At 54.9% G+C, this 26,330-nt stretch carries 30 protein-coding genes; 22 read left to right on the top strand and 8 right to left on the bottom strand.

Going from position 1 to position 26,330, the window contains the following annotated elements:
* Positions 1-132 precede the first annotated feature (132 nt).
* The gene (locus ABNH10_RS06135; RefSeq protein WP_349385115.1) at positions 133-561 is read right to left on the bottom strand and encodes a hypothetical protein; all 429 of its coding nucleotides are present in this window, start codon (positions 559-561) and stop codon (positions 133-135) included.
* Positions 562-840: 279 nt separating this feature from the next.
* Here ABNH10_RS06135 and ABNH10_RS06130 point away from each other — a divergent pair, with 279 nt between their 5' ends.
* Positions 841-1,221, top strand: coding sequence for a hypothetical protein (locus tag ABNH10_RS06130; RefSeq protein ID WP_349385114.1), 381 nt, complete (start codon positions 841-843; stop codon positions 1,219-1,221).
* 31 nt (positions 1,222-1,252) lie between these two features.
* Here the strand turns inward: ABNH10_RS06130 and ABNH10_RS06125 are convergent, their stop codons facing one another.
* A complete protein-coding gene (locus ABNH10_RS06125) occupies positions 1,253-1,447 on the bottom strand; it encodes a hypothetical protein (RefSeq protein WP_349385113.1) in 195 nt (64 codons plus the stop codon).
* Positions 1,448-1,879: 432 nt separating this feature from the next.
* Between ABNH10_RS06125 and ABNH10_RS06120 the strand changes: the two genes are divergently transcribed.
* The 4 genes from ABNH10_RS06120 (at position 1,880) to ABNH10_RS06105 (ending at position 3,886) form a co-directional block, all read left to right on the top strand.
* The gene (locus tag ABNH10_RS06120) at positions 1,880-2,032 is read left to right on the top strand and encodes a hypothetical protein (RefSeq protein ID WP_349385112.1); all 153 of its coding nucleotides are present in this window, start codon (positions 1,880-1,882) and stop codon (positions 2,030-2,032) included.
* 107 nt (positions 2,033-2,139) lie between these two features.
* A complete protein-coding gene (locus ABNH10_RS06115; RefSeq protein WP_349385111.1) occupies positions 2,140-3,156 on the top strand; it encodes an AraC family transcriptional regulator in 1,017 nt (338 codons plus the stop codon).
* 116 nt (positions 3,157-3,272) lie between these two features.
* The gene (locus ABNH10_RS06110; RefSeq protein WP_349385110.1) at positions 3,273-3,692 is read left to right on the top strand and encodes an HIT domain-containing protein; all 420 of its coding nucleotides are present in this window, start codon (positions 3,273-3,275) and stop codon (positions 3,690-3,692) included.
* The gene (locus tag ABNH10_RS06105; RefSeq protein WP_349385109.1) at positions 3,692-3,886 is read left to right on the top strand and encodes a CPXCG motif-containing cysteine-rich protein; all 195 of its coding nucleotides are present in this window, start codon (positions 3,692-3,694) and stop codon (positions 3,884-3,886) included. The genes ABNH10_RS06110 and ABNH10_RS06105 overlap by 1 nt, the downstream gene beginning before the upstream one ends.
* An 82-nt stretch (positions 3,887-3,968) precedes the next feature.
* On the opposite strand, the gene ABNH10_RS06100 is transcribed toward ABNH10_RS06105, so the two are convergent.
* From ABNH10_RS06100 to ABNH10_RS06090, 3 genes are read right to left on the bottom strand one after another with little or no spacing between them, the layout of a single operon-like run.
* Positions 3,969-4,250, bottom strand: coding sequence for an Rdx family protein (locus ABNH10_RS06100; protein ID WP_349385108.1), 282 nt, complete (start codon positions 4,248-4,250; stop codon positions 3,969-3,971).
* On the bottom strand, positions 4,250-4,831 hold the full coding sequence (locus ABNH10_RS06095; protein ID WP_349385107.1) for a YajG family lipoprotein: 582 nt from the start codon (positions 4,829-4,831) through the stop codon (positions 4,250-4,252). Before ABNH10_RS06095 ends, ABNH10_RS06100 begins: the two co-directional genes overlap by 1 nt.
* A 27-nt stretch (positions 4,832-4,858) precedes the next feature.
* The gene (locus ABNH10_RS06090) at positions 4,859-5,830 is read right to left on the bottom strand and encodes a polyprenyl synthetase family protein (protein WP_349385106.1); all 972 of its coding nucleotides are present in this window, start codon (positions 5,828-5,830) and stop codon (positions 4,859-4,861) included.
* Positions 5,831-6,095: 265 nt separating this feature from the next.
* On the opposite strand from ABNH10_RS06090, the gene rplU reads away from it, so the two are divergent.
* The 4 genes from rplU to proB all read left to right on the top strand — a co-directional run bounded on the left by rplU (position 6,096) and on the right by proB (position 9,215).
* Positions 6,096-6,407, top strand: a complete 312-nt coding sequence (gene rplU / locus ABNH10_RS06085; protein WP_007148862.1) for a 50S ribosomal protein L21 — start codon at positions 6,096-6,098, stop codon at positions 6,405-6,407.
* Positions 6,408-6,452: 45 nt separating this feature from the next.
* Positions 6,453-6,713, top strand: coding sequence for a 50S ribosomal protein L27 (gene rpmA, locus ABNH10_RS06080; RefSeq protein WP_349385105.1), 261 nt, complete (start codon positions 6,453-6,455; stop codon positions 6,711-6,713).
* 126 nt (positions 6,714-6,839) lie between these two features.
* Complete coding sequence (gene cgtA / locus ABNH10_RS06075) at positions 6,840-8,021, top strand: Obg family GTPase CgtA (protein WP_349385104.1); 1,182 nt, start codon at positions 6,840-6,842, stop codon at positions 8,019-8,021.
* A 63-nt stretch (positions 8,022-8,084) separates the two neighbouring features.
* Positions 8,085-9,215: a glutamate 5-kinase gene (gene proB / locus ABNH10_RS06070; RefSeq protein WP_349385103.1), complete on the top strand. Its 1,131-nt coding sequence runs from the start codon at positions 8,085-8,087 to the stop codon at positions 9,213-9,215.
* A 103-nt stretch (positions 9,216-9,318) separates the two neighbouring features.
* On the opposite strand, the gene rpsT is transcribed toward proB, so the two are convergent.
* Positions 9,319-9,585, bottom strand: a complete 267-nt coding sequence (rpsT, locus tag ABNH10_RS06065; RefSeq protein ID WP_349385102.1) for a 30S ribosomal protein S20 — start codon at positions 9,583-9,585, stop codon at positions 9,319-9,321.
* 246 nt (positions 9,586-9,831) lie between these two features.
* Between rpsT and murJ the strand changes: the two genes are divergently transcribed.
* From murJ to ABNH10_RS06005, 12 genes are all read left to right on the top strand, one after another.
* Positions 9,832-11,397, top strand: coding sequence for a murein biosynthesis integral membrane protein MurJ (murJ, locus tag ABNH10_RS06060; RefSeq protein WP_349385101.1), 1,566 nt, complete (start codon positions 9,832-9,834; stop codon positions 11,395-11,397).
* Between the two features lie 83 nt (positions 11,398-11,480).
* Positions 11,481-12,458 (top strand): bifunctional riboflavin kinase/FAD synthetase, encoded by a 978-nt coding sequence (gene ribF, locus ABNH10_RS06055; RefSeq protein WP_349385100.1) that lies wholly within the window; start codon positions 11,481-11,483, stop codon positions 12,456-12,458.
* A gap of 11 nt (positions 12,459-12,469) precedes the next feature.
* A complete protein-coding gene (ileS, locus tag ABNH10_RS06050) occupies positions 12,470-15,283 on the top strand; it encodes an isoleucine--tRNA ligase (RefSeq protein WP_349385099.1) in 2,814 nt (937 codons plus the stop codon).
* Entirely contained in the window at positions 15,276-15,821 is a 546-nt protein-coding gene (lspA, locus tag ABNH10_RS06045; RefSeq protein ID WP_349385098.1) for a signal peptidase II, read from the top strand. The genes ileS and lspA overlap by 8 nt, the downstream gene beginning before the upstream one ends.
* Positions 15,814-16,284, top strand: coding sequence for an FKBP-type peptidyl-prolyl cis-trans isomerase (locus ABNH10_RS06040; RefSeq protein ID WP_155133324.1), 471 nt, complete (start codon positions 15,814-15,816; stop codon positions 16,282-16,284). The genes lspA and ABNH10_RS06040 overlap by 8 nt, the downstream gene beginning before the upstream one ends.
* 125 nt (positions 16,285-16,409) lie before the next feature.
* Positions 16,410-17,345, top strand: coding sequence for a 4-hydroxy-3-methylbut-2-enyl diphosphate reductase (gene ispH / locus ABNH10_RS06035; RefSeq protein WP_349385097.1), 936 nt, complete (start codon positions 16,410-16,412; stop codon positions 17,343-17,345).
* A gap of 248 nt (positions 17,346-17,593) precedes the next feature.
* A complete protein-coding gene (locus ABNH10_RS06030) occupies positions 17,594-18,082 on the top strand; it encodes a GspH/FimT family pseudopilin (RefSeq protein WP_349385096.1) in 489 nt (162 codons plus the stop codon).
* Positions 18,082-18,600 carry a type IV pilus modification protein PilV gene (pilV, locus tag ABNH10_RS06025; protein WP_349385095.1) on the top strand — a complete coding sequence of 173 codons (519 nt, stop codon included), beginning with the start codon at positions 18,082-18,084 and terminating at the stop codon, positions 18,598-18,600. The genes ABNH10_RS06030 and pilV overlap by 1 nt, the downstream gene beginning before the upstream one ends.
* Positions 18,597-19,325, top strand: a complete 729-nt coding sequence (locus ABNH10_RS06020) for a PilW family protein (RefSeq protein WP_349385094.1) — start codon at positions 18,597-18,599, stop codon at positions 19,323-19,325. Before pilV ends, ABNH10_RS06020 begins: the two co-directional genes overlap by 4 nt.
* Positions 19,322-19,861 (top strand): PilX N-terminal domain-containing pilus assembly protein, encoded by a 540-nt coding sequence (locus ABNH10_RS06015; protein WP_349385093.1) that lies wholly within the window; start codon positions 19,322-19,324, stop codon positions 19,859-19,861. Before ABNH10_RS06020 ends, ABNH10_RS06015 begins: the two co-directional genes overlap by 4 nt.
* A gap of 8 nt (positions 19,862-19,869) precedes the next feature.
* Positions 19,870-22,809, top strand: coding sequence for a PilC/PilY family type IV pilus protein (locus ABNH10_RS06010; RefSeq protein ID WP_349385092.1), 2,940 nt, complete (start codon positions 19,870-19,872; stop codon positions 22,807-22,809).
* A complete protein-coding gene (locus ABNH10_RS06005; RefSeq protein ID WP_349385091.1) occupies positions 22,806-23,255 on the top strand; it encodes a type IV pilin protein in 450 nt (149 codons plus the stop codon). Before ABNH10_RS06010 ends, ABNH10_RS06005 begins: the two co-directional genes overlap by 4 nt.
* Here ABNH10_RS06005 and ABNH10_RS06000 read toward each other — a convergent pair.
* Positions 23,252-23,767: a GspH/FimT family pseudopilin gene (locus ABNH10_RS06000; RefSeq protein WP_349385090.1), complete on the bottom strand. Its 516-nt coding sequence runs from the start codon at positions 23,765-23,767 to the stop codon at positions 23,252-23,254. The genes ABNH10_RS06005 and ABNH10_RS06000 overlap by 4 nt on opposite strands.
* Positions 23,768-23,869: 102 nt before the next feature.
* On the opposite strand from ABNH10_RS06000, the gene ABNH10_RS05995 reads away from it, so the two are divergent.
* The gene (locus ABNH10_RS05995; RefSeq protein WP_349385089.1) at positions 23,870-24,985 is read left to right on the top strand and encodes an NAD(P)/FAD-dependent oxidoreductase; all 1,116 of its coding nucleotides are present in this window, start codon (positions 23,870-23,872) and stop codon (positions 24,983-24,985) included.
* On the opposite strand, the gene ABNH10_RS05990 is transcribed toward ABNH10_RS05995, so the two are convergent.
* The gene (locus tag ABNH10_RS05990; RefSeq protein WP_349385088.1) at positions 24,925-26,325 is read right to left on the bottom strand and encodes a sigma-54-dependent transcriptional regulator; all 1,401 of its coding nucleotides are present in this window, start codon (positions 26,323-26,325) and stop codon (positions 24,925-24,927) included. The two genes, ABNH10_RS05995 and ABNH10_RS05990, sit on opposite strands and share 61 nt — an antisense overlap.
* Positions 26,326-26,330: the final 5 nt, after the last annotated feature.

Below are 26,330 nucleotides of genomic sequence, written 5' to 3'. Positions count from 1 at the left end.
GGTGACGAGTCTGCTCTACCGCTTCACGCTTGAACTCGGGGCTGTACTTCTTTCGCTTGCTCATAAACACTCCTTGGGCACAGTGTGCCTCTTTTTAGAAGTGTCCGCAGTAACGGGGTAGAACCCACAGGATCAGTCGCGCTTTTCGCCGGTGGAAACCAGCTCGTTAAACAGTTTCTCACCTTCTTCGCGGGCAGTGGCTACGGCGCCAAGGCTTGCCAGCAGATACTCATTGGTTTCTTCGGCTTTCTCGCCGCGCTCTTTCTTGCCGGCTTCAAGCAGCTTTTGGTACAAGGCCTGGCGCTTTTGCGGGGCGCTGTCGAGCACTTCACGGGCGGCGACCAGTGCACCACGGCTTGCCAGCAGGGCTTTGGGTTTGTTTTCGGCGTCGTCGCCAAATGCTTTAGAGCCGGTTTCAACGTATTTGTTGAACAGCTCTTCAGAGCCTTCTTCGGCTTTCTCGTAGGCGCCGAGACTTGCTAGATAGAGTTTGTTACCTAGTTCTTTGGCACGGTTTACCAGCGATTCGCTTTGCTCGCGGAGATCTTTTAGCTCGCCCATGTTAATCAGTCCTTAACGTTGTCCGGTGTTAAATAGAAACGTTGTCTGGTGTTAAATACAGAAATTGTGTGCAACGTTTACTGTGTTGCGTGGACTAAGAGTAGGGCTTGTCATGGTGCGAGTGTTTAGTTGTTGTCCAACAATTGAACACTCGATAAAGAACAGTGAAGCTCCAAGGTGTGATGACCATCAAAGTTAGTAAGCCAAACCGGCCATGGTCGGAACTTCTTCCCATGCGTACACTGACAAAAAAGACTGTACTGGCTTAGAGAGAGCGACATGATTGAAAAGTTTATCGCTAAGGTGCCTTCCCGAATTTGGGCAGAGGGTCGCCCGGCCCGCGCCCGCCAGTGGGAAGCGGAGTTTAATGTGGCGTCGTGGGTACGTATTGCTGGCGCGCCGGGCAAGGTGCAGCTAGTGGTGCGCTATATTGATAATAAAAATGACAAGGCCCTCCTGGTCGACACGGCCGACGTGGGCGGGGAGGGCAGCGTCCTGTTATCGGGAGCCATTCGGCTCAAGCTGAGCGCCGAAATGGAACAGGTGCAGATATCGCTGCGTCTGGCGGATCCGTCGATGACCCATGTGGTAGAGGAGCTGTTCATGCAGCGGCGCGGTGTGGCGCTGAAGTCCTCGGATAAGCTGATTTCCAATTACTGATTCGTTGCCACTGTAAGGCGGCAAGCCGGGGTTACCCTTGCCGGCTGATCCGTTGTGGCACAATGGCGGGCCTGCCCGTGTCCTCACTATTGCGGGTACTGACGGTGGTGGTGCCGCTGTCCATCAGAGATTCTGGCCAGCGCTGAAAATCCAGTCCGGTAAGCCGGTTCAGGTTTTTCAGGGCCGTATTCGGGCGCTTTTTGTGTAGGGTCAGTATCTTGCTCATATCACTGTTTCCTAGAGTTATGTAGCCTATAAAGCGAAAACTGTGCCAGCAAGGCGCTGCTTTTTTTGTTCTTTAATAACAGCAGCTTAAGAAGGTGTTATGAAGAATTGCACACTCGGGACGGCGGGGTGCGGCAGCAAGTGACAATTTTGGTAACCTTCTTGCGGGTTGGCCCCGTTGCGTCGTTTAGTCAGTCTAGGAAAAGTCCGTTAGCGGTTGATTGCCTTCTCGTGGAGGCCCGTCCGGTATGGTAAAAGCCCCTAGTGCCGATCTCTCTCAGAATTTTCTCATCAATGTAACTCTTGCATGCCGCTCCCATGAGGTGCCACAGGAGACGTAGCCGACGCCGACCAAGAATCCAGGGCTTCGTCTACGGTGGCTTGTAATCGGTCTCCAGACGAATGTCGTCCACGCAGGCCAAAGGTGAGCAGCATGTGCTGGGTGGCCATGGTGGCCAGCACGCGCTCCGATGGCTTTGCTAATGCTGTGGTTGGCGCCGGTAATGAACAGGGTTTTGCTTTTTGGTGGGGTGGACTCGCGCGGTTCTTCCGTGAGTGTTTCTGTGACGGCCCGCTTCCTGAGTGATAGGTTTGCTGGCAAGTGAACCTGAGTTACTTGTCACCGCCGCGTGGTGACGTTATGGTTGCCTCTTTGGTCATTTTGGGCCAGCACAGCATAATTGGAATGCAGTTATGACAATTCTAAAAATGGACCCGAAAGAGTACTTCGTGTCGGCAGAATATCTGGCCTTGTTGTTGGAGGTTTCATCTCGCCGAGGCGTTGCCACTGAGGCGTTGCTCGAAGGCACTCGAATCGCCCCCGGTTGTTGGCGGGACCCGCAGGCGCGAATTACTGCGCAGGATTTTGAGAGAGTGGCCACTCGCGCCATAGCACTGTCGGGGGAGCCTTGGCTGGGGTGGGAGTTGGGTGCCTCAATGACACTATCGTCCCATGGATTTCTTGGTTATGCCGCCATGAGTAGTGCTACGTTGGGGGAGGCGCTGGAGCTGGCGGTGAAGTATTTTCGTACCCGCAGTACGGTGGTGCAGCTGGAGACCTTTACTGATGGCGATATGGCGGTCATACAGATCAACGAGTTGTTGGCGTTGGGTGAGTTGGCGCCGGTGATTATGGAAAGTTTGTTCTCCAGCTTTCATTTTATGGGCGAGAAGCTGGTGCCGGGACTGGATATCATTGGAGAGCTGCGTTTTTCCTACCCGGAGCCTGATTATTTTGCGCGAATGCGGCCGGTGATGCCGGTGCCGGTGTATTTTGACTGTGCCTACAATCAAATGCGCTTTCCGGTGGAACGTATGCAGTGCCCCTTGCAGTTTGCGGATCCGCGGCTGGCCAGAATGGCGGCCGACCAGTGCGAGCAGGAAATGGCCACGATCAAGCTGCCGCCGCCTTTGTTGGGGCAGGTGCGGCGGATCATTCTGGGTGGCGGTGGCCGCTTCCCCGGGGTGGAAGAGGTGGCCGGTGAGCTGCATATGTCGTCGCGCACCTTGAAACGCAAACTGCAGCAGTTAGGTACCAGTTACCAAGAGGTGCTGGATGGGTTACGTAAAGGTCTGGCGGTAGAATATCTGACCCAGTCCGAGAAAACCGTAGATGAAATAGCAATGACGCTGGGCTATTCCGATGCCTCCAACTTTGCCCGTGCTTTTCGGCGCTGGACGACCCGTAGTCCGTCGGATTACCGCCCATAGGATCGCCCCGTGAGGTTAGAAGTTGAACCCTGACGGCAGAGATTTTTTCAATGCCGGTGGAGTGACGGCTTAGTTTGCCGTTCCTGTCGCTAGCAACAGTCAGTCAAGGACACATTATGGCCACGCTTCATCCTCGCCTTGCCGCCGATACCGGTGCTTTGGGAGAAACAGATTTGTGCTGGTTGCGTTGGATGAATGATCAACGCTTTGCTTGGATTATCGTGGTGCCCAAGCGTGACGGGCTGCGAGAGTGGCACCATTTGCCGGTGGATGAACAGCAGGCGCTGTTGGCGCAGGTAAATGACTTGGCCGGTCAGCTTGAGCGCATTACTGATGCGGACAAGATCAATATCGGTGCATTGGGAAACATGGTGCCGCAGCTGCATATCCATATCATTGCCCGCTATGCCGATGACCCTTGCTGGCCCGGCCCGGTATGGGGGCAAGGAACGCCGCAGCCTTGGACGGACGAACAAGCCCCGGGCTGGATTACCGAGTTGACGTTGGCGGACGGCGTAATCACGGGAGGCTGTTGATGGCTGAGTTATTGCCTGTGACCGTGCAGTGTCCCCATTGCTGGGAGTCCATCGAGGTTCTGGTGGACCCCTCTGTGGAGGAGCAGGAGTACGTGGAAGATTGCCAGGTGTGCTGCCAGCCGCTGCTGTTCACCGTGCAGTTACCGTTTGGCAGTGATCAGCCGCAAGTAGAGGTGCGGCCGGAGAATGAGTAGTTGGAAGCTTAAAGTTGAAACGCGGGTTTGGGTGGGTGCTGGAAAGCGTATTGTCAGTGCTTTTCAAGGTTAAACGTTTAACTCACCCCTTTCGGTCGATATGCCCTAAATCTCTTTCCGGGAATAGGGCGTCCCGTACTCGCCGTTTTAATTCGGTAATCTCCGGGAAGCTGCCATCTTTTTTACGTTCCCAAATTTGTTGACCGTTAGCTTCAATCCAGAATATTCCACCGGTTCTGGGCCGCAAGGCCACTTCATCCAGTTCATCGCTGAACGTTGCTAGTAATTCCTGGGCATACCAGCCGCTACGCAGCAGCCAGTTACATTGGCTGCAGTAGTGAATGACAACGCGGCTGCTGGGCATTAAGGGGTGTCGTTACCGGCCAAGAAGGCTTGCATTTCAGGGTCGTTGAGCATGCGGGTGATAGCGCCGCTGAGGATCGCGTTGATCATGTTCTGGTTGCGATCGGCAGTGGGGGTGAGTGCCAGGTCGTGGACCACGCTGCTCTTGTAGGTGCCGGTGTGTATCACCTCGGCACGGCTTGCTTCGGCTAGCAGCGTCAACGACAGGGTGACTTCGTTAACCACTGAGCCCTCTTCAGGCACATAGTCCAGCTGTTCCAGACGTACTTCCAGGCGGGTGGCGTCGGCGCCGGCATTAAAGGCATTGAAGCCTTGGGTTTGCAGGCCTTTGCGTACAGCGGCTTCAATGGCGTTTTTGACGTCATTGGCGGGTTGTACCAGGGCGGTTTCCTTATAGACGCCGCCTCGAGTGCCAAAAGCGCTCTGCTCGCGGGAATCTACGGCGATCACTTGGACGGGCTGGTTGTGGCCGATATTGGCGGCTTCCACATCAGCCTTCGGGGTCACGCTGATCATCTGTGGGCTTAATGCGCAACCGGCAAATAAAGCGGTTGCGGTCAAAATCAGTGCTGCACGCAGCATGGTTACTCCTTTATTCGTGGGCGCGCTTCAGTAGGTGCGCTTCAGTGATTCTTCCGCCAAGCGGAACAGGGCCTCCTTGTAGGGGGAGGCCGGTACGTGGGCGATGGCGTCCAAGGCAATGCGAGTCTGTTCTGCGGCCTTGTCGACCGTATATTGAAGACCGCCGCTGGCGCGAACGGTTTCAACTATTTGTTCCAGGTGGTCCAGACCACCGCTGCGAATGGCATCCTTGATCAGTGTGGCCTGTTCCGCAGAGCCATTGGCGATGGTAAAGATCAAGGGCAGGGTGGGTTTACCTTCAGCCAGGTCGTCGCCCACGTTCTTGCCCAATTCACTGGCGTCGCCCTGGTAGTCGAGCACATCGTCGATGAGCTGGAAGGCGATGCCTAAGTGGCGGCCGTAGGTGGCAAAAGCGTCCACGTGGTCGCTGACGTCATCGGCACCCAGTACGGCCCCGGTTTCCGCAGCGGACTCAAACATTTTGGCGGTTTTGTGGTGAATCACCCGCATATAGTTGTCTTCGCTGGTGTTGGGATCTCGCACATTGATCAGTTGTAACACCTCCCCTTCGGAGATGGTGTTGGTGCTTTGCGAGAAAATATCCAGCAGCCGTGGGTGGCGCAGGGCAACCATGAGTTGCAAAGCACGAGAAATCAGGAAGTCCCCCACCAGAACGCTGGCAGCGTTGCCCCATACCGCATTCACGGTAGGTCGCCCGCGGCGCAGGTTGGACTCGTCCACTACGTCATCATGGAGCAGGGTGGCGGTATGCAAGAACTCGATAATGGCCGCCACATCCACGTGGCGGTCCCCCCGGTAGCCGGAGGCCCGGGCGCAGAGCACGGCGATTAACGGGCGTAGCCGCTTGCCGCCAGATTGAATGATGTAATCGCCCACTTCACGGATCAAGGGGACGTTGGAATCCAGATGGTGACTGATAAACTGGTTCACCGCCTCGAAGTCGTCATCGACGACGGCATAGATAGCCTTGAAATCCATGTGTTCAGGTCCAGACAAAGGGTGGTGCGATAGCGGGCAATGCTAGCAGTGGCTGGCGGGTAGTCAAGGAAAGCGCAGCCCCTGTTATTACTGGGGCAGCACCAGCACTAAAGGCTTGTGGGCCTTGGTTGTTTCGCGTACACTTCGCGACCCAATTTCATCCTCTGCCTGGCTTGCAAGTGGTGATAACTGTTTTAGCGCCGCTAGCGCGTTCGCAAGACGGTTAAGTCGCCCGCCTGAGTGGAGTTGTGCTGGAGCACACACAATGTACGCAGTAATCAAAACCGGTGGTAAGCAGTATCGCGTTGAAGAAGGCGATGTTGTTCGCATCGAAAAAATTGAAGTGGCCACCGGCGAATCCGTTGATTTCGACCAGGTGCTGCTGGTTGCTAATGGCGACGACGTTAAAGTCGGCCAGCCCATGCTGGATGGTGCCAAAGTAACCGCGGAAGTGCTGGAGCAGGGTCGTCACAAGAAGATTAAAATTGTGAAGTTCCGTCGCCGTAAGCATTCCCGTAAGCAACAGGGTCACCGTCAGTGGTACACTGCGGTGAAAATCACCGGGATCCAGGGCTGATCCTTAAGACCTGATTTTCAGAAATTGAGTAGAGAGGATTGAGACATGGCACATAAAAAAGCCGGTGGTAGTACTCGTAACGGTCGCGATTCGGAAAGTAAACGTCTTGGCGTGAAACGCTATGGTGGCCAGGTGGTTAGTGCAGGCGAGATCATTGTTCGTCAGCGCGGCACTAGATTCCACGCTGGCGTAAACGCTGGCATGGGCAAAGACCACACCATCTTTGCCAAGGAAACCGGTCGAGTGAAGTTTGAAGTCAAAGGTCCGCTGAGCCGCAAGTATGTGGTAATCGAGCCTGTGGCCTGATCCTGACGGATCCTAAAAAGCCCCGTGAGGCTCGCGCCCGCGGGGCTTTTTTGTATGTGTTTTTCGTGTTCCAACTCATGCCCTTTGCCGTAAAATGGCATCTATCCCCTTGAGAGTCTGTTTCCCATGCAATTTGTCGATGAAGCCACTATTGATGTCCATGCCGGAAAAGGCGGCGACGGCTGTTTGAGTTTTCGTCGCGAAAAGTACGTGGAGTTTGGTGGGCCCGATGGCGGTGATGGCGGTGCCGGCGGGCACGTATTCGTGCAGGCGGACACCAATATCAACACCCTGGTGGATTACCGCTACGATCGCATTTTCAAGGCGCGTAATGGCGAGCCTGGCAAAGGCCGGCAGATGACCGGTAAATCCGCCGAGGACATTACGCTGTATGTGCCGGTGGGAACCACGGTGGTGGATTTGGATACGGATGAGGTGCTGGCGGATCTGACGGCCACGGACAAGCCGGTGATGGTGGCTCAGGCTGGCCGTGGTGGCTTGGGTAATATTCACTTCAAGAGCAGTGTGAATCAGGCGCCGCGGAAAACCACCAAAGGCAAGCCGGGCGAATCCCGACGTTTGCGGCTGGAGTTGAAGGTGTTGGCGGATGTGGGCCTGCTGGGTATGCCCAATGCGGGCAAGAGTACTCTTATTCGCGCTATTTCTGCGGCCAAGCCGAAAGTGGCAGATTACCCCTTCACCACGTTGATTCCCAATCTTGGTGTGGTGAAAGCCGACCGCTATCGCAGTTTCGTGGTGGCGGATATCCCGGGTCTGATCGAGGGTGCGGCTGAGGGTGCCGGCTTGGGGATCCGCTTCCTTAAGCATTTGGCGCGTACCCGCTTGCTGCTCCATGTGGTGGATTTGGCGCCAATGGATGGCTCCAGCCCCGCCAATCATATTGATGCCATTGCCGATGAGCTGGACCGGTTTTCCCCGGCTCTCGCGGAGCAGGAGCGCTGGCTGGTATTCAACAAGATTGACTTGCTGGCCGATGATGAGGCCCAGGCTCAAGTGGATATCATTGTGGGTGAGTTGGGCTGGCAGGGGCCGGTGTTCAAGATTTCTGCTGCGGCGGGCGTGGGCTGCGAAGATTTGGTTTACGCTCTAATGAATGCCATTGAAGATCGGCGTCTGCTGGAGCGGGAGGATCCTGCTTACGCAGCCGCCCAGCAGGACCTGCGTGCCCGCCTGGAAGAAGAGGCGCGGGAGCGGGTGCAAGAGCTCAAGGCTGAAGCGCGACGGGCTCGCCAAAATGATGATGACGACGATGATGATCACGATGTGGAAATCGTCTATGAGCCTTAGGTTGTTGTGGCAATAGATGAGTGAGTCCATGTCGAATGTGCGGCCCGGTAATAAGGAGTGAGCGTGGCGGATCGCCAGCGTTGGGTAATCAAGATAGGCAGTGCCTTGCTGACCAATGACGGCAAGGGGCTGGATTGTGCCCTCATGCAAAGCTGGGTGGATCGCATGGTCGCTCTGCGTGAGCGGGGCATTGAGGTGGTAATCGTCTCATCCGGGGCAGTGGCCGAAGGCATGACTCGCCTGGGTTGGGCTGTTCGCCCGGACTCAGTGCATGAGCTGCAGGCTGCCGCTGCGGTAGGGCAGATGGGCCTGGTGCAGGCCTGGGAGTCTCGCTTTCAGCAGCACCAGCTGCATACTGCCCAGGTGCTGCTTACCCATGATGACCTTTCTGACCGTAAGCGCTATCTCAATGCGCGCTCCACGCTGCTAACCTTGCTGGGCTTTGGTGTGGTGCCGGTGGTAAACGAAAACGATACCGTGGTTACCGATGAAATTCGCTTTGGCGATAACGACACGTTGGCGGCGTTGGTGGCCAATCTTGTAGAGGCTGATCGCCTGTTGATCCTGACGGATCAGGAGGGGTTGTTCGATGCAGATCCGCGTAGCCATGTTGATGCTAATCTGATTCGCGAAGCGCGTGCCTCGGATCCGGCCATTGTCCGTGTGGCTGGCGGCGGCGGTTTGTTGGGGCGCGGTGGTATGGCCACCAAGGTACGAGCTGGAAAGCTGGCGGCCCGTTCGGGTGCTATTACAACGATTGCGTCAGGGCGTAGTCCGGAGGTGTTGATTGAGCTTGCCGACGGACAGGGGCCGGGGACTACGCTGTTGCCGGATACCACGCCAATGAATGCACGCAAGCAATGGTTGGCAGGGCATTTGCAGATGCGGGGGCGGTTGGTGCTGGATGCTGGGGCGGTGGTGCGCTTGCGTGACGGTGGCTCTAGTCTGTTGCCGGTAGGGGTGGTGGATGTGTTTGGCCAGTTTTCCCGTGGCGAAATGGTGGCCTGTGAAGATGAGGGTGGCGAGCGGGTTGGCTGTGGCCTGGTGAATTACGATGCGGCCGATGCGCGTCGAATTTGTCGTAAGAAGAGTGCCGAAATCGCAGGCGTGCTGGGTTTCATGAACGAGGAAGAATTGATCCACCGGGATAATCTGGTGCTGATGGAGGCCGGGAGCCCAGTGTCGGGCGCTTGAGTCGGATGTTGATCAAGGTCTTTGCCGTGCGGAGCCCAACCTCAGGCATAAAAAAACCGGCTCGAGGCCGGTTTTTTTATGTACACCAAGAGGCTTGGGCTTATTAAGCAGCCATTGCCTTGATCTTGGTGTTCAGGCGGCTCTTGTGGCGAGCGGCCTTGTTTGGGTGAAACTTGCCCTTGCGGGTGGCTTTGTCCAGCACAGACACCGCTTGTTTGTAGGCTTCCTGAGCGCTGCCTTGGTCGCCGGACGCAATAGCCGCGTTCACCTTCTTCAGGTATGTGCGCACCATGGAGCGCATCGCTGCGTTGTGCTGACGGCGATTTTCCGCCTGACGCGCACGCTTGCGTGCTTGCGGTGAGTTAGCCAAGGTCCTGCTCCTATCTAAAATTCGAGGTCAAATTCGGTTTATGACACTGGCCCTAAGGGCCGACCTGGGTATCGGAAGCCACATTGTGGCCAAAAAATACACGGGTCACGGTCTAAAGACGCGCAACTATGCCGATCAAGGCGGCTTGTGTCAATGGTGAATGCTTGCTGAAGTGATGATTGGCTCGTGGCTCGCTAGCGGTTTGGGTGGCCTTTCGTTAACCTTCACCGGTTTCCTGGAGCGACAATGACTGATATCCCCGAACAACCCCCGAAAAAGGCAGGTTTGCTGGCCTCCACCGCCGTGGTGGCGACCATGACCATGCTGTCGCGGGTGCTGGGGCTGGTGCGTGATGTGGTTATCGCCAGAATGCTTGGTGCTTCTGCCGGTGCCGATGCTTTTTTTGTGGCATTGAAAATTCCTAATTTTCTGCGTCGATTGTTTGCCGAAGGGGCCTTTAATCAGGCCTTTGTGCCAGTGCTTAGTGAATATCGCAGCAAGGGCAATATAGCGGCGACCAAGTTGCTGGTAGATCGAGTGGCGGGCACGTTAGGCGGCACTTTGATGTTAGTAACCCTGGTCGGGGTGCTGGCAGCACCGGGGATTATTTGGATATTCGCCCCGGGTTTTGGGGATGATCCGGCAAAACGGGCGCTAACGGTTGAGATGTTGCGCCTCACCTTTCCTTACCTGTTCTTCATTGCACTTACCGCCTTTGCCGGTGGCATTCTCAATAGCTGGAACCGTTTTGCGGTGCCGGCGTTTACGCCGGTGTTGCTCAATCTGAGCCTGATCGGTTGTGCCCTGCTTCTGGCGCCACATTTTGCCGAGGAGCGCATGGCAGTGGCGCTGGCTTGGGGGGTGTTGATTGCCGGTATGGCGCAGCTGCTGTTCCAATTGCCGTTTTTGGCTCGGCTGAACCTGATGCCGATCCCGCGCATGGGCTGGCGCGATCCCGGTGTTCGCAAGATCATGAAGTTGATGGCGCCGGCCCTGTTCGGGGCATCGGTTTACCAGCTCAATTCTCTGGTCAATACGATTCTGGCGTCCATGCTGGAAACTGGGTCGGTGACCTGGCTGTACTACACGGACCGTTTGATTGAGCTGCCGTTAGGGATTTTTGCGGTGGCCATCGGCACGGTGATTCTGCCCAGCTTATCCAGTAAACATGCAGATGCTTCTGCGGAAGCGTTTTCACGGACCTTGGACTGGGCCATTCGGATGGTGTTGCTAATTGGTTTGCCTGCGGCTTTGGCGTTGTTCGCTTTGGCCGAACCATTGCTATCCACCCTGTTTCAATACGGTGAGTTTTCCGCGTTTGATGTGACGAAAACCGCCGCCTCGCTTCGCGCGTATAGCGCGGGTTTGCTCGCCGCCATGTTGATCAAGGTTTTGGCGCCAGGGTTCTATGCGCGCCAAGATACACGCACCCCGGTGCGCATCGGGGTATTGGCCATGTTGGCTAACATGCTGCTGGGTGCCTTGTTGGTGTGGGAGTGGCGTCATGTTGGCTTGGCCTCGGCCATGGCGCTATCGGCTTGGCTGAATGCCGGTTTGTTATATTTGGGCCTGCGCCGTAGTGGGGTGTACCAGCCGTTGTCAGGTTGGGGGTTGCAATGGTTGCGGATGATGTTGGCCGGGTCGGCCATGGTGGCGGCCTGTTACTGGCTCTCACTGCAGACCACAGCCTGGAATGAGCCCGGAGTGTGGCCTCGGGTCGGCTGGTTGTCATTGATAGTGGCTGCGGGCGTGGCCATTTATTTGTCGTCACTGGTGGTGTTAGGTTTGCGGGTGCGGCACTTGCGCCGTTAGTGATTTCGCATTGTGGCGCTTGGGCGTGTGTCGTGGGCCTGCCCAACTCTGTATAATCGGGCGTCTTTTGATATGAGGGTGAGATGCGACTGATTCGCGGCATTCACAATCTGCGCGATACGCATCGCGGCTGTGTGGCCACCATCGGCAATTTCGATGGGGTGCATCAGGGCCATCAGCGCATTCTGGATCAGGTTATCGCAGAGGCCCGTGGCCGTGGCCTGAAAGCCACGGTGATGCTATTCGAACCGCAACCCCAGGAGTTTTTTTCCCCTCAGACAGCGCCGCCGCGGCTGATGTCGCTGCGCGACAAATTGATCGCCCTGCGCGAGGCCGGTGTAGATCAGGTGCTGTGTCTGCGTTTTGATGAGCGTTTTCGCTCGCTGACGGCGCAAGCCTTTGTGAAGGGCTTATTAGTAGACGGTTTGGGGGTGGAGTATCTGGTAGTGGGGGATGATTTTCGTTTTGGTTGTGGCCGAGACGGTGATTTTTCCTATTTGCAGCAGGCCGGCAAACAGTTTGATTTTGCGGTAACCGATACCGCTACCTGTGAAATTGAAGGCGATCGGGTGTCCAGCACCCGGGTGCGAGCAGCGCTAAGGGAGGGTGACTTCGCGCTAGCGGAGCGCTTGCTGGGGCGACCTTTTGCCATTAGTGGCCGGGTACGCCATGGTGACAAAATTGGCCGGACCTTGGGGCTGCCCACGGTGAATCTGGCGTTAAAACGTTTGCAGTCCCCCTTGCATGGTGTTTTTGCGGTGGCGGTTACAGGCGCAGGGCTTACCGACCAGCCCGGGGCCGCCAATATGGGCACCCGCCCCACGGTGAATGGCACGGAGAACCGTTTGGAAGTATATCTGCTGGATTACGGTGATTCGGCGGGTAGCTCAGGCGATGCTCAGTGCACGCATCAAGATAGCCTGTACGGCGCGCACCTGACAGTGGCCTTCCGCCATTATGTGCGCCCGGAAGAAAAATTCGCAGATCTGGACCTGTTGAAAACTGCCATCCGGCAGGACATAAACGCGGTCCGGGTTTTTTTTGATATGCCTACGGTGTAATAAGCGGAATCATGACGGACTACAAGGCAACGCTAAACCTTCCCCAAACCGGCTTTCCCATGAAAGCGGGCCTGTCCCAGCGTGAACCTGCGCGGCTTAAAGAGTGGCAGCAAAAGCAGCTGTACCAGAAGATTCGCGAGACCTTTGCCGGTCGGCCCAAGTTCATTCTTCATGATGGCCCTCCCTACGCCAATGGCGATATTCATATCGGCCACGCGGTGAACAAGATCCTCAAGGACATGATCGTCAAGTCCCGCACGCTGGCGGGCTTCGATGCGCCCTATGTACCGGGCTGGGATTGCCATGGTCTGCCCATCGAGCTGATGGTGGAGAAGAAAGTCGGCAAGGCCGGACACAAGGTGGACGCCGGTACCTTCCGCAAGAAATGCCGGGAATATGCCAGCAAACAGGTGGCCGGGCAGAAGTCGGACTTTATGCGTCTGGGCGTGTTTGGCGACTGGGATAACCCCTACCTGACCATGGACTTTGCCTTCGAGGCGAACATCATCCGCTCGCTGGGCAAGATCGTGGACAACGGACACCTGCAACAGGGCTTCAAGCCGGTGCATTGGTGTCTGGATTGCGCCTCCGCGTTGGCGGAAGCGGAAGTGGAATACGAAGACAAAACCTCGCCGGCCATCGATGTGGCGTTTCCGGTGGTGGATGTGGCGGACTTCGTTGCCCGCTCAGGCATTGAAGCCAGCGCCCCGGCGCTGGTGATCTGGACCACCACCCCCTGGACTCTGCCGGCCAACCGGGCGGTGGCAGTGCACCCGGAGCTGGATTATGTGCTGCTCTCCGGCGAGCTGGATGGCGTGGCCCGTGAGTTGCTGGTGGCTGAGGCGTTGGCCGATGATCTGGTGGCGCGCTGGGGGCTGGACAATGTGTCCCGTTCGGCGACCGTCACAGGCAGCAAGCTGGAAATGATGGCTTTGCAGCATCCCTTCCTGGAGGCCCAGGTGCCGGTCATCTTCGGTGAGCACGTTACCACCGACGCGGGTACCGGCTTGGTACACACCGCCCCGGGCCATGGTGCCGATGACTTTGTGGTGGGCAAGCAGTACGACCTGGACCCGATCAGCCCGGTGCTGGATAACGGCCTGTTCCGCGACGATCTGCCGGTGGTGGGTGGCCTGCACGTGAGCAAGGCCAACGAGCCGGTGATCGAGGCGCTGAAAGACAGCGGCAATCTGGTCAAGTTGGCGAAAATTGAGCATAGCTACCCGCATTGCTGGCGTCATAAAACGCCGCTGATTTTCCGTGCGACGGCGCAGTGGTTCGTGTCCATGGATCAGGCGGGCCTGCTGCCCCGCGCCCGTCAGGAAGTCGACAAGGTGCAGTGGTTGCCCGAGTGGGGCAAGGCGCGCATTGAAGGCATGCTGACTGATCGGCCCGACTGGTGTATTTCCCGTCAGCGCACCTGGGGTGTGCCGATCGCCCTGTTCGTGAACAGGGAAACCGGCGAGCTGCATCCGCAAACCCCGGCACTGATCGAACAGGTCGCCGAGCGGGTGGAGAAAGAAGGCATTGATGCCTGGTTTGATCTGGATCCGGTGGAGCTGCTGGGTGAAGACGCAGACAAGTACAGCAAGGTCACCGATACCCTAGACGTGTGGTTCGATTCCGGTGTTACTCATTATTGCGTGCTGGACCAGCGCGAGCAGCTGCGCGCGCCGGCAGATCTGTATCTGGAAGGCTCGGACCAGCACCGGGGCTGGTTCCAGTCGTCACTGCTGACCAGCCTGGCAATTCGTGATGCAGCGCCTTACCGCACTGTCTTGACCCACGGCTTCACCGTGGATGAGTACGGCCGCAAAATGTCCAAATCGATCGGCAACGTGATTGCCCCACAGGAAGTCTGGAATGACTTGGGCGCGGATATTCTGCGCCTGTGGGTGTGCGCCACGGATTATCGGGGCGAGATGTCCGTGTCCAAGGATATCCTCAAGCAGATGGGCGACAGCTATCGCCGCATCCGCAATACCAGCCGTTTCCTGCTCTCCAATCTGAGCGGTTTCGAACCCGCCACGGATGCGCTGCAGCCGGAGCAAATGCTGGCGCTGGACCGTTACATTGTGGATCGGGCGCTGCAAGTGCAGGGCGAGATCAAAGACCTGTACGACGGCTACCACTTCCATCAGGTTTATCAGAAGCTGCATAACTTCTGCGCACTGGATCTGGGCGGTTTTTACCTGGATATCATCAAGGATCGCCAGTACACCACCCAGGCCGATTCCGTGGCACGGCGCTCCTGTCAGACCGCGTTGTACCATATCGCCCAGGCGCTGGTGCGCTGGATGGCGCCGGTGCTCAGCTTCACCGCCGAAGAAATCTACGAGAATCTGCCCGGTGAGCGGCTCGATTCCGTATTCCTGGCAGAGTGGTACGACGGCCTGTTTGCGCTGGCCGATGATGCCGATATGGGGCGGGCGTTCTGGGACAAGGTGCAGGACGCCAAGCAGGCAGTGAACAAGGCCATTGAGGGGGCTCGTGCCGCCAAGTTGATCAAAGGTAGCCTGAGCGCTGAAGTTGTGCTGTTTGTGGACTCTGAGCAGAGTGCGCTGTTGCAGCGTCTCGGCGATGAATTGCGTTTTGTCACCATTACTTCTGCCGCTTTACTCAAGCCATTGGCGGAGGCCCCGGCGGAGTTGGAAGACACTGCTGTGGCGGGATTGAAAGTACAGGTGCTGGCCTCGGATCACAGCAAGTGTGCTCGCTGTTGGCATCATCAGCCGGATGTAGGTAGCCACGCTGAACATCCGGAACTGTGTGGGCGCTGTATCACCAATGTGGATGGTGACGGTGAGGTTCGACACTATGCCTGAAGGTACGCCGAATACCGGACGCCAGACGCAGGAAATCGCAAAAAAATGGTTGCCCGGTCAGCTGTCCTGGTTGTGGTTAACGGCGCTGATTATCGCGCTGGATCAGTGGAGCAAGCATGAAGTGGTGGCAGTGTTTTCCCTGTATGAACGGCTGGAAGTGTTTCCACACTTCAATCTGACTCTGGCCTATAACAGCGGCGCCGCATTCAGCTTTCTGGCCGATGCTGGCGGTTGGCAGCGCTGGTTCTTTACGGCGATTGCGGTGGGCGCCTCGGTGATGATTTTGATCTGGCTGGCCCGACTTACCGCTGCCGAGAAGCTGCAAGGGGTAGCCCTGTCGCTGATTCTTGCCGGTGCCCTGGGCAATTTCTACGATCGATTGGTGCTGGGGCATGTGGTGGATTTCCTCGACTTCTATTGGGGTGATTATCATTTTCCGGCCTTTAATATTGCTGACACAGCCATCACTATCGGTGCCGGATTGATTCTGCTGGATATGCTGCTGGGAGCCAGAAAGGAGCCCAAAGACAATGACTGAATTATTGCGAGCAGGCCCAGAGACCCGGATTACCCTGCATTTTGCCGTGCGTCTGATGGACGGTACAGACCTGGATTCCACCTTCGATGGTGAGCCGGCCTCTTTTGTGTGGGGGGATGAGTCCCTGCTGCCGGGCTTTGAAAATGCCATTCGTGGTCTCAAGGCCGGAGATCGTCGCAGTGTGTTCCTGGAAGCCGCCAAGGCTTTCGGGGAGTACAACGAGCAGAATGTGCAGCATTTCACCCGCGACACCTTTGCCGAGCACGATTCCCTGGAGCCCGGCATGGTGCTGAGTTTCGCCGATGCGGCCGGTGCCGAGCTGCCCGGCGTGATCGCCAAGGCGGACGATGAGTGGGTGATGGTGGACTTCAATCATCCGCTGGCAGGCCGGGATCTTACCTTTGAAGTGGAGATTATCGGTATCGAACGTCACGCCCCTGAGCAGCCTGTAACCCTCAATTGACCGTTGGCGGTGGACAGTCGCCGGTGAAGAGAGGAGCGTTCATGGGTGGGCGTTCAAGCAGCGGGCAGGAGGAATGTTTCTGGCATTCCGCTGTCCATTATCCACAGTCAACGATCAGCTGAATTATGGAAATTCGTCTCGCTAATCCCCGTGGCTTCTGTGCTGGCGTGGATCGTGCCATCGACATCGTTAACCGCGCTCTGGAAGTGTTCGGGCCACCGATCCATGTCCGTCACGAAGTGGTGCATAACCGCTATGTGGTGGAGGACCTGCGTCAGCGCGGCGCGGTGTTTGTGGAAAAGCTGCACGAAGTACCGGACGACGCCATTGTCATTTTCAGCGCCCATGGCGTCTCCAAAGCGGTGCAGGAAGAGGCCAAGCGTCGTCAGCTGCAGGTTTTCGATGCCACTTGCCCTCTGGTCACCAAGGTGCATATGGAAGTCATCCGTTATGCCCGCGAGGGCCGCGAAAGCATCCTGATAGGCCATGCCGGTCACCCGGAAGTGGAAGGCACCATGGGGCAGTATGATAAATCCTCTGGCGGTGATATCTATCTGGTGGAAGACGAAGCTGATGTGGCGGCCCTGACGGTGCGAGATGAAAGCAAATTGGCTTTCGTGACCCAAACCACCCTGAGTGTGGACGATACTGCCCGGGTCATTGATGCTCTGCGCCAGCGGTTCCCGGCCATTCTCGGCCCCAAACGCGAAGATATTTGTTACGCAACGACGAACCGGCAGGATGCCGTGCGGCAATTGGCGCTGGAATGCGGCCTCGTGTTGGTGGTTGGTTCGGTGAATAGCTCCAATTCCAACCGCCTGCGTGAGCTGGCCGAGCGCTGTGGTGCCGAAGCCTATCTGATCGATGAGCCGTCCCAAATTGAAGCGAACTGGCTGAAAGGCAAAGCTGCCGTCGGCGTCACCGCCGGAGCCAGTGCGCCTGAAGATCTAGTACAACAGGTTATCGCTACCCTGAAAAACCTGGGCGGTGAGGATGCCGAAGAAATCCCTGGCCGCGAAGAAAATATCCGCTTTTCCATGCCCAAGGCGCTACGCCCGTAGCGCTTGTCCCGCCTTTTTGACCGTTCATTCCCGAGTCGCCTTGCTTAGTCTTACTCATAAGTAAAAAATTGCTTATTCTTAAGAGTAAAGTGTGAGTGCCCTCACATCATAAAGTACCAAAAGTTATTGTTTTTCAGCAGCTTATACCGTTCGGTGGCAGCAAGGGGCCACTGGTCTCCATTCAATTGATGGCATATCGGAGCTTGCTAGAGTGATATCACGAATAAAATAGATAGGCCGGGGCAGGGATGAAAATAGAATCAAAAAGTGGCAACCAGACGGGCTTTACCATTATCGAGTTGATGATCGGTATTGCCGTGGCGGGCGTTCTCTTGGCGATTGCCGTGCCGGCGTTTAATAGTCTGCAGGAAAGAAATGCTCTGCGCTCCACGGCCGCTGACTTTATTACAGCGGTGAACACCGCACGAATACAGGCGATCAATCTGCGCACTTCTGTGACCCTTAAACCGATTTCCGGTAATGACTGGGGCGCTGGCTGGATGATCGAGTACCCAGCATCGGTCCTCACAGAGGACGATCAGGAATTCCGGCCAACTGGTAGTAGTAAAATTGTTTCTGAAAGCAGCCTGAACAAAATCGAGTTTCGCAGCAATGGTCTGTCCAGCGCAGGTGAGGCGAAATTCTCTTTGTGCGATAACCGTAGCGGAGAAGAAGGAAGAGCGATCACTGTGTCGCCCTTTGGCAAGGTCACCAACGAAGTGAAGAGTTGTAGCTGATGAAAATCACAGGAAAGCAACAACGTGGTGTGGGACTGATTGAAGTAATGATTGCCTTGCTGGTGCTGGCCATTGGGGTACTGGGGTATGCCGGAATGCAGCTCACCGCCCTGAAAGCAGCGGAAGATGCCAACAATCGGGCGCAAGCAACCCTGCTGGGTCAGGATGCGCTGGAACGATTTCTTGCCAATGAAACCGCAATGGCGAAGTACATAGATGTAGATCAATGGCCTGATGAGAGTACAACCCCTGGGGAAAAGCCCGCTGCGCTGAACGATTGCATTACCAGTTCCTGCAATGCCGATGACCTTGCCTCTTGGGATATCAGCATGCTGGCGTGGCAGGCGGCGAACCGGTTGCCCGCGGGAATGATCGCCGTAGATGAATGCCAGCACGCGGCTGGAATCAGCTGTGTGGTGATTAGCTGGAACGACGATGCGCCGGATGACTGCATGACCAATGATGGAGTTAATACGGATGAGGGGACTTCTTGCGTGGTCCTGGAGGTGGTGCGATGAAAAAAAACAAGGGTTTCAGTCTTGTTGAGTTAATGGTGGCGATGCTTCTCGGGCTGCTTATTACCGGAGCCGCCTTGCAGCTGTTTCTTGCTAATCAGCAATCTTTCGCCTTACAGCAAACGTTGGCCCGGGTTCAGGAGAACGGCCAGCTTTTCGTTCGTTTTATGGTGGCGGATTTGCGTAGGGCGGGTCTTGAAAGAGATGAAATTGCTGCATTGCCTGATGAGAAAGGGGTTCGGTTTGCGGTTTCGGGCATGGTGCCAGGCTCGGCCAATGGAAACGATTATGATCGCCTCACGCTGGGTTACCACGGCACATCAGATTGTGAAGGCTCAGTGGTCAGTGACCTGATTGAAGTGGTGAATACGTATTTTGTGAATAGTGATGCCGAGCTGGTCTGTCAAGGCAGTCTGACTGGAGGTAATGGAGTGGTATTGCTTGATGGTGTTGAGGCCTTTGAGGTGTTGTACGGCATAGATGAGAACAAGGATGGCTATGCCAATGTTAGCCGTTATGTCGAGGCTGGATCACAGGGAAGCTCGCCAGTCATTGCGGTTCGCTTTTCACTTCTGCTCAAGGAAGAAAGTAATTCATTGCCACAAAGCGATGGAAACCGAAAATTTTATGTGCTGACCAAGACAGTGGACGAGCCAGAGGATCGCTCTGTTCGACGTATATTTATGTCTACAGTCAAATTGCGAAACTACAAGTGGGATGCCGTATGAATACCAATATTACGACATGGCGAAGCCAGCAAGGGGCGGCCTTGGTGGTTGCATTGCTGATTCTGGTGGTGGTGTCCTTGCTTGGCGTGTCAGCCATGAAATCCAGTGTCTTCTCAGCGAAGGTGGCTACGGGTACGCAAGCGGACGCTATGACTTTTGAAGCCGCGGAAACAGGTTTGGCCGGGGCGTATAAGGAACTAAATAATATGTCGGGTGCGGATCTCTATAGCAGCTTGGGAGGTGGAGGGCTGCTCGTCCGCTGTGTAACCGAAAAAAATATTGCGAAGAGTGGGGCTTGCGCTAAAGGCGATGCTCTTGATTCAAGAGGATTAATTGTCGCTGAGACTTCTTCCATGCTGAATGGCTATGAGCTTGTGGAAGGGGCGGAAATTGGAACGACAGCGGGCTCAATGATCGATGTGGACTATAAGGTAGCGATGCTGGGTGAGAGTTCCATGGCCAGCTTCAATCTGGATAACCACCATGTTCAGGAAGCGCTCAAGCGTGGCCTGAAGCCTGGCTCTGAAATCGAGTAGGGGGAGATATGAGTACATTAAAAACGGTAATGGGCTTGATGCTGGTTTGTGCGTTGGCGCCGACTGGTGTGTATGCGGACGATACCGAGATATTTTTTGCCAAGGCGAATGCGGATAACTCGGAAAATAAAGTTAAGGCGAATGTGCTTTTTCTTATTGATACTTCTGGGAGTATGGGGTGGAAAATCGATGGAAATTCTAAAACTAAAATGCAGGAGCTTAAAGAAGCATTTTCGTTAGTGATTGATGAGCTTGGTTCGGATATTGATGTGGGTGTGGCGAAATTTAATGGTGGTTACGATTCTAATGGTTATGGTGGGTATGTCTTCTATCCCGTTTCAGAAATGGACGATGCGGCTAGAGCTGAAGTTAAGCAATTGGTCAATGGGTTGAACGCTACATCTAATACTCCTTCGATGGAAGCGTATAGCGAAGTGGCTCGTTATATGTTGGGGGGCAGTCCAAGTGGGTATGCGGAAAAAGGAGAGGCCGTACGGGAAGAGCCTCGATTGGCTGTCAATATTGATCAAGGGGAGGTGTGTAAAAAAAGAAAGAAAAATGGAGATTGTAAGAAATGGGAGATTGAGACAACTTACGCTAGTAGCTATGTTTCGCCGATGAATATAAATAATCAATGTGAAAGCAACCACATTATCGTCATGACAGACGGGGCCCCCACCCAAGACACTGATTATGAATCAGTTAATAATATTTCGGGAATGTCAGGAAGTTGTCAGTATTATACTGATGGTTTTTATGGAAAAACTTCCGAAAAAAGAAGCTATGCCTGTCAGGCACGACTAGCTGAAATGCTCAATGGCGAAGGGGAGGATAAAAAGAAAAGAATTCAAACATGGCAAGTGGCGCTGGGTGTTGGTGAGAGCTCCGACGAAGTGAAGAATATGGGGCGTGTGGCTAAGGCTGGCGGCTCAGAAGATGTGCGTTATGCTGATGATGCAAAGAGTCTGGCCAAGGCTTTCACTGAGATTCTAAATTTGGTCGATAAAGATTCACGTACCCTCTCCTCACCTGGTGTGGCGGTAAACCAGATGAACCGGTTCGCGTACCTTGATGAGCTTTATTACGCTGTTTTTACGCCGAATAAAAATAGTAATTGGGAAGGGAATCTCAAACGTTATCGTCTGAAAGACGGTGATATTGTGGGCGCTTCAGGCGTTAATGTGATTGATCCTGAAACCGGCTACTTTAAAAAAGACTCTCGTAGTTTTTGGAGTGACGAAGACGATGGCGTTGATGTGGAAAAAGGCGGTGCTCGCGGGGAGTTAGTAAACCGTAACCTTTATTACAATACCGGAACATCGATAAAAAAACTGGATTGGAGTGAGGTTGAAGATGATCCGGAAGATTGGGCCGAGTTCTTGGGGCTTGATAAAAATGCCGATGATGATGAGGTTCTGGCTGTTTCCGATAAGCTAAAGACCCAGTGGGGAGACCCTCTGCACAGCGCTCCGGTACTGGTTAACTACGGTGGTAACGAAAAAAATAACATGGTGTTTGTTTCCACCAATGGCGGCATGTTGCACGCGATCGATACCGACGATGGTTCTGAAAATTACGCTTTTATGCCGGAAGAGTTTATTAGTCAGGCAGAGAAGTATACTTCGGACACTTTCCCTTTAACGAATGACAATCGACGCCAAACCTATGGTCTGGATGGCAGCTGGGTTGTGTGGCGAAAGCCTAATGCCACAGATCCGGTGGCAGGTAAGCCAGAGCATGTATACCTCTACGGCGGTATGCGTAGAGGGGGGCGTACTTACTATGCGCTGGATGTATCCAGTAAAAACTCTCCCAAAGTTAAATGGAAGATTGAAGGCGGGCAGACTAACGGGTTTTCTGATCTTGGCCAGACCTGGTCTTCACCAACGTTAACGCAAATAATGGTTGGCGATGACAAAGTGCCGGTCCTTGTCTTTGGCGGCGGTTACAGTGCTGATGATAATGACAATAAGCAGGGTAAGGCTCGCAACTCCGGTGACTCTGTGGGGAATGCTGTCTATATCGTCAATGCAGAGACCGGAAAGTTGATTTGGTCTCACAGCGGCGGTGAAATGAAATGGTCTGTTCCTGGCAGTATTTCTGTGGTTGATAAGAATCTGGATGGGCTGGCCGATTTCCTTTATTTCGGCGATCTGGGTGGGCAGCTTTTCCGGGTCGATATTGATCAGAGTGGCGGCAAGAAGATGTCAGTGAATCGACTGGCTCAGTTGGGTGGTGCGGGTGCCAGTGGCAATCGCCGTTTTTATGACGCACCCGCTGTGGTTTATGTAGTCGAGGAAGGAAAGAAAAAGCTCTATGTTGTTGCCGGCTCAGGCTATCGCTCGCATCCTCTGGATGAAAGCGTGGACGATATGCTGTTCGTGGTGAAGGATGAGACCGCAATGACTGCGGCGCAGGCGGCGCCGACGGAAGTAAGATTGGAAAACCTGACGAATGCCTCTTCTGAAACGCCTGATTCCGGGGATAAGGGCTGGTTTTATCCTATGGAGCTGGACGGTGAAAAGATTTTGGCTTCTCCAACGGTGTACACCACAGTGGATGATCAAAAGAATACGATTTCGGTTTTGGCGGCCACTTCGTATTCTCCCACCAGGCAGGATCAGCAAGAGTCTCCCTGCGCGGTGACATACGGGTCTGCTGCGCTGTATCGCGTTAATCTTCTCAACGGGAAGGGGATCGATTACAACAATGATGGTGTGGCAGATGAGCCTCCACGTGAAGATCTGAAGCAGACAGGTATTCCCCCTCAATTTACGGACTTCCCTGATCCAGATAACCCAAGTGGTTCTAGCGAAGGGGGCGGGTGTGTTGGTACCGAGTGCATGGAGATAAGCGATGACGGTTTTGATCACTTGAGAAAGCGCCGTTGGTACCAAATGGATAAAACTGAAGCCGACCAGTTCAAGCTGGAGGGGATGAATCCATGAGCTCGCTCAAGATGAACGAACGCCGTCTGGAGCAGCAAGGCTTCACCCTGATTGAGCTGATGATTGTGGTAGTGATAGTGTCTATTTTGGCCGCTATCGCTTACCCCAGTTATACGCGCTATGTTCAGGATACCCGACAGGCGGAAGCGCAAGGGGAGATGATGGCTCTATCGGGAGCACTGGAGCGTTACCGCGCCAAGAATTTCTCCTATGAAGACGCGAATACTAAATTGTCGGAGTTGTCGCCAGTGCTTGCCAATAGTGACTATTTCTCTACGGCAATTTCAGTGACAGGGACCGGAAGCCAGCAGTATGAAATTACCACGACGCCGAAAACGGGCTTAATGACAGGGACGGAAGTGCTGAAGCTCAATAGTGAGGGGCAAACATGCATGAAAGTCTCTGGTTGCACTATTGGCACGGATGATTCCTGGAAAGAGCACTAATTGCAGTCTTCGGGTTTGGCCGTTTCGACTCTGGGGCGGCCAATCCAGTTCATGATAATTCTCCTGGCCGCGACAGGATTGCATAAATAAAAGCTACCGTTCTGGAAGTGGCTGTTCCCCCGGTTGTGGAAGACTAGTGCGTTTCCTTTGAAACGTTTCCAAATCAGACGAGTTTCTCCGGGCAGTTGATAGTGTTCGATAATTTCGGATGTGCTCAGGCTTCCATCATTGTTTCGATCAAACCCCATCCAAATCTGTTGTGTTTCCTCGAATTTATTACAACCGTTTTGTCCATCGCACAGCATGCGGTTACCATCGGTGATCGCTCCAGCACGAGCTTGTCTTATCATGCTGTGTAATGTCATGGTGGCCGTGCGAACCTGATAGCGGGGCATGAGGTCGCTCCAGGTATGGGAGGCACAGACAGAAAGAACACCTACGATAGTGATGCTTGTCAGTAATTCAATCAATGTTAAGCCGTATTGTTGCGGGTATGGATAGTGGCGGGCCATCGTTTAGGCTCCCATAGCACGGCATAAAAGCCTACGCGGGAATGCGCAGGGTGGTTGTGCTATTGTTGCCATTCTTAATGTCTGTCGTTTCCTCGTATTGCCATGTCTGATGTACTCGTTGTAGGTGGTGGAATTGTCGGCCTTCTTGGTGCGCTTGAGCTTACACGGCGCGGCAGGAAAGTAACGATTCTTGACGCTCCAGTTCCATATCCGCCGGCTTCTTGGGCCGGTGGTGGCATTCTTTCGCCTCTATATGCTTGGCGTTATTCCGATGCAATGAATCGCTTGTCCGTGGACGCCTTTTCCCGCTATCAGCAGATTCTAGATGAATGCGTCGCAGCGGAGATTCCAGGCTGTAATGCCGTGCTGCATGGCGGTGGCCTGTGGGTAAAAACAGCCGGTGAGGATGCGGTTCGTGCTCATCAATGGGCTGAGCGCTGGCGAGTTCCTGTGCGAGCGATGTCGGCTGGTAATTTGATGCCCGGCGCAACTGTTGGTGCTGGGTTTTTGTTCCCCTCGCTGGGCAATATTCGTAATCCGAGCTTGTTGAAGATCCTGCGAACGTATCTGCAAAAGCTGGAGGTTCGCTTTGAATTGGCAGAGGTCAATCAAGTGCTGCCTTCGGTATATGGTGGGCGGGTTGTGGCCACTGATGGTAGGCAATGGCAAAGCGATACCGTTGTTATCAGTGCCGGGCATGCGGCCGCAGAGCTCTTGTCGTCAATGAAGACAGGGCTGCCGCTTTTTCCAGCAAAAGGGGAGATGTTATTGTACCGCATGAAACCTGATAAGGTGCCTGCGGTTATGTTAACTGAGCGTGGTTATATGATCCCCCGGCAGGATGGTTCCGTGCTGGTGGGGTCAACCTTGAGGAAAGGGGATAATACGACATATCCGACGGTGGCAGGGCGTTATCAGTTGGAGCGGTTGGCAGCGGGGTTATGGCCGGAACTGGCATCCTCTACGCCAGCCTTTCATTGGGCTGGAGTACGGCCGGGTTGTAAGCGGGATATCCCCTTTATCGGGCCGGTACCTGGAACTCATGGGATTTTTGCTGCTGTTGGCCATTATCGAAACGGGTTGGTTTCTGCGCCAGCCAGTGCGGAGTTGCTCGCCCAGTTGATCACTGGCGAGCAACCCTTTATTGATCCCGAGCCTTATTCGTTATCGCTTGCCTCACCGCCATCTCGGTCCAGCTCCAGCTTTTTCAATCGGTAACGCAAGGACCGGAAGGTCATGCCGAGTTTTTTGGCGGCGGCGGTGCGGTTCCAGTGGGTGATATCCAGCGCTTTAAGAATTTCCTGCTTTTCGATTTCTTGAAGAAACTCTTCCAGAGGCTGTTCGCTGGGTCTTGCCGGTGGTGCCGGTGATGATACAGGGGAGCTATAGCGGTTTGCCACCGGCGCCGGATGGCTTGAGCTCAGGCGCAGGTGCTCGGGGAGAATGGTGTTGCCGTCACACAGGGTCAGTGCCCGCTCCAGAGTATTCTCCAGCTCCCTGACATTGCCGGGAAAGGCGTAGTTTCCAATGGCGCTTACGGCGTCAGAGCTGACACTGGGGGGAGGGATATCCCAAGCCTGGCTGAGCCGATTGAGGATATGCTGAATCAGTTTGGGAATGTCTTCTCGCCGTTCGCGTAGTGGTGGAACATGGGCTTCGATAACATTAAGCCGATAGAACAGATCCTGACGAAAACGCCCCTCTTCCATTTCGTCTTCCAGGTTTTTGTGGGTGGCACAGAGAATGCGCAAATTGACCTGAAACTCCTTGGCTTCACCGACGGGTCGTACCGATTTTTCCTGAATGGCTCGCAGCAGTTTTACCTGCATGTGCAAAGGAAGGTCGGCCACTTCATCCAAAAACAAGGTGCCGCCATCGGCTTCACGGAACAATCCCTTGCGGTCTTCTACCGCGCCGGTGAACGCGCCTTTTCGATGGCCGAAAAACTCGCTTTCCATCAGCTCCGATGGAATAGCGCCGCAGTTGACCGCCACAAAGGGTTTTTCCCGACGCGGCCCGAGGGTATGAATCAATCGAGCAATACGTTCTTTACCGCTGCCTGACTCGCCGCTGATATAGATGGGCGCTTGGCTGCGTGCCAGTTTCCTGACTTGGGATTTCAGTGCCACCATACTCGGTGCATCACCAATCAGATTGTCTTCCTCTTCATGGTGCTCTTCGATTTCACTGATGCCCAAGCCGTCTTCGATTAATTGCCGTAACCGATCCAGCGCCACAGGTTTGGCAATAAAATCATAAGCGCCGTATTTCATCGCAGCGGTGGCAGTTTCCATGCTGCCGTAGGCGGTGATGACGGCGGTGGGCATGGCTGGGGAGTGCTGTGAAATGAATTTGAGAAGTTCCAGGCCGGTACCATCCCCCAGATTCATGTCTGTCAGGCAGAGGTCGTAGTGTGCCTCTCTAAGCTGTTGTTTGGCGGCGGACAGGGAGTCGGCGGCGGTGGCCTGAAGTTTCATGCGGCCGAGAGTGATAACCAGCAGTTCTCGCAGGTCAGCTTCGTCGTCAACAACCAATACGTGGGGTGTGTCTGCACTCATAGGCG

It is taken from the genome of Alcanivorax sp. (assembly GCF_040119285.1).
In the GTDB taxonomy this organism is placed as follows: Bacteria; Pseudomonadota; Gammaproteobacteria; order Pseudomonadales; family Alcanivoracaceae; genus Alcanivorax.
This window is presented reverse-complemented; position numbering and strand designations above follow the sequence as displayed.

What these genes read in the sequence shown, in the direction of transcription:
- ABNH10_RS06095 (WP_349385107.1), bottom strand. Translation starts at nt 4,831, where the DNA reads ATGCTGCGTGCAGCACTGATTTTGACCGCAACCGCTTTATTTGCCGGT.
- lspA (WP_349385098.1), top strand. Translation starts at nt 15,276, where the DNA reads ATGCCTGAAGGTACGCCGAATACCGGACGCCAGACGCAGGAAATCGCA.
- ABNH10_RS06020 (WP_349385094.1), top strand. Translation starts at nt 18,597, where the DNA reads ATGAAAAAAAACAAGGGTTTCAGTCTTGTTGAGTTAATGGTGGCGATG.
- pilV (WP_349385095.1), top strand. Translation starts at nt 18,082, where the DNA reads ATGAAAATCACAGGAAAGCAACAACGTGGTGTGGGACTGATTGAAGTA.
- ABNH10_RS05995 (WP_349385089.1), top strand. Translation starts at nt 23,870, where the DNA reads ATGTCTGATGTACTCGTTGTAGGTGGTGGAATTGTCGGCCTTCTTGGT.
- ribF (WP_349385100.1), top strand. Translation starts at nt 11,481, where the DNA reads ATGCGACTGATTCGCGGCATTCACAATCTGCGCGATACGCATCGCGGC.
- ABNH10_RS06110 (WP_349385110.1), top strand. Translation starts at nt 3,273, where the DNA reads ATGGCCACGCTTCATCCTCGCCTTGCCGCCGATACCGGTGCTTTGGGA.
- ABNH10_RS05990 (WP_349385088.1), bottom strand. Translation starts at nt 26,325, where the DNA reads ATGAGTGCAGACACACCCCACGTATTGGTTGTTGACGACGAAGCTGAC.
- murJ (WP_349385101.1), top strand. Translation starts at nt 9,832, where the DNA reads ATGACTGATATCCCCGAACAACCCCCGAAAAAGGCAGGTTTGCTGGCC.
- ABNH10_RS06105 (WP_349385109.1), top strand. Translation starts at nt 3,692, where the DNA reads ATGGCTGAGTTATTGCCTGTGACCGTGCAGTGTCCCCATTGCTGGGAG.
- ABNH10_RS06040 (WP_155133324.1), top strand. Translation starts at nt 15,814, where the DNA reads ATGACTGAATTATTGCGAGCAGGCCCAGAGACCCGGATTACCCTGCAT.
- ABNH10_RS06135 (WP_349385115.1), bottom strand. Translation starts at nt 561, where the DNA reads ATGGGCGAGCTAAAAGATCTCCGCGAGCAAAGCGAATCGCTGGTAAAC.
- ABNH10_RS06130 (WP_349385114.1), top strand. Translation starts at nt 841, where the DNA reads ATGATTGAAAAGTTTATCGCTAAGGTGCCTTCCCGAATTTGGGCAGAG.
- ABNH10_RS06090 (WP_349385106.1), bottom strand. Translation starts at nt 5,830, where the DNA reads ATGGATTTCAAGGCTATCTATGCCGTCGTCGATGACGACTTCGAGGCG.
- rpmA (WP_349385105.1), top strand. Translation starts at nt 6,453, where the DNA reads ATGGCACATAAAAAAGCCGGTGGTAGTACTCGTAACGGTCGCGATTCG.
- ABNH10_RS06125 (WP_349385113.1), bottom strand. Translation starts at nt 1,447, where the DNA reads ATGAGCAAGATACTGACCCTACACAAAAAGCGCCCGAATACGGCCCTG.
- ABNH10_RS06030 (WP_349385096.1), top strand. Translation starts at nt 17,594, where the DNA reads ATGAAAATAGAATCAAAAAGTGGCAACCAGACGGGCTTTACCATTATC.
- ileS (WP_349385099.1), top strand. Translation starts at nt 12,470, where the DNA reads ATGACGGACTACAAGGCAACGCTAAACCTTCCCCAAACCGGCTTTCCC.
- ABNH10_RS06005 (WP_349385091.1), top strand. Translation starts at nt 22,806, where the DNA reads ATGAGCTCGCTCAAGATGAACGAACGCCGTCTGGAGCAGCAAGGCTTC.
- ispH (WP_349385097.1), top strand. Translation starts at nt 16,410, where the DNA reads ATGGAAATTCGTCTCGCTAATCCCCGTGGCTTCTGTGCTGGCGTGGAT.
- ABNH10_RS06010 (WP_349385092.1), top strand. Translation starts at nt 19,870, where the DNA reads ATGAGTACATTAAAAACGGTAATGGGCTTGATGCTGGTTTGTGCGTTG.
- ABNH10_RS06115 (WP_349385111.1), top strand. Translation starts at nt 2,140, where the DNA reads ATGACAATTCTAAAAATGGACCCGAAAGAGTACTTCGTGTCGGCAGAA.
- ABNH10_RS06000 (WP_349385090.1), bottom strand. Translation starts at nt 23,767, where the DNA reads ATGGCCCGCCACTATCCATACCCGCAACAATACGGCTTAACATTGATT.
- ABNH10_RS06100 (WP_349385108.1), bottom strand. Translation starts at nt 4,250, where the DNA reads ATGCCCAGCAGCCGCGTTGTCATTCACTACTGCAGCCAATGTAACTGG.
- ABNH10_RS06120 (WP_349385112.1), top strand. Translation starts at nt 1,880, where the DNA reads ATGTGCTGGGTGGCCATGGTGGCCAGCACGCGCTCCGATGGCTTTGCT.
- cgtA (WP_349385104.1), top strand. Translation starts at nt 6,840, where the DNA reads ATGCAATTTGTCGATGAAGCCACTATTGATGTCCATGCCGGAAAAGGC.
- rplU (WP_007148862.1), top strand. Translation starts at nt 6,096, where the DNA reads ATGTACGCAGTAATCAAAACCGGTGGTAAGCAGTATCGCGTTGAAGAA.
- ABNH10_RS06015 (WP_349385093.1), top strand. Translation starts at nt 19,322, where the DNA reads ATGAATACCAATATTACGACATGGCGAAGCCAGCAAGGGGCGGCCTTG.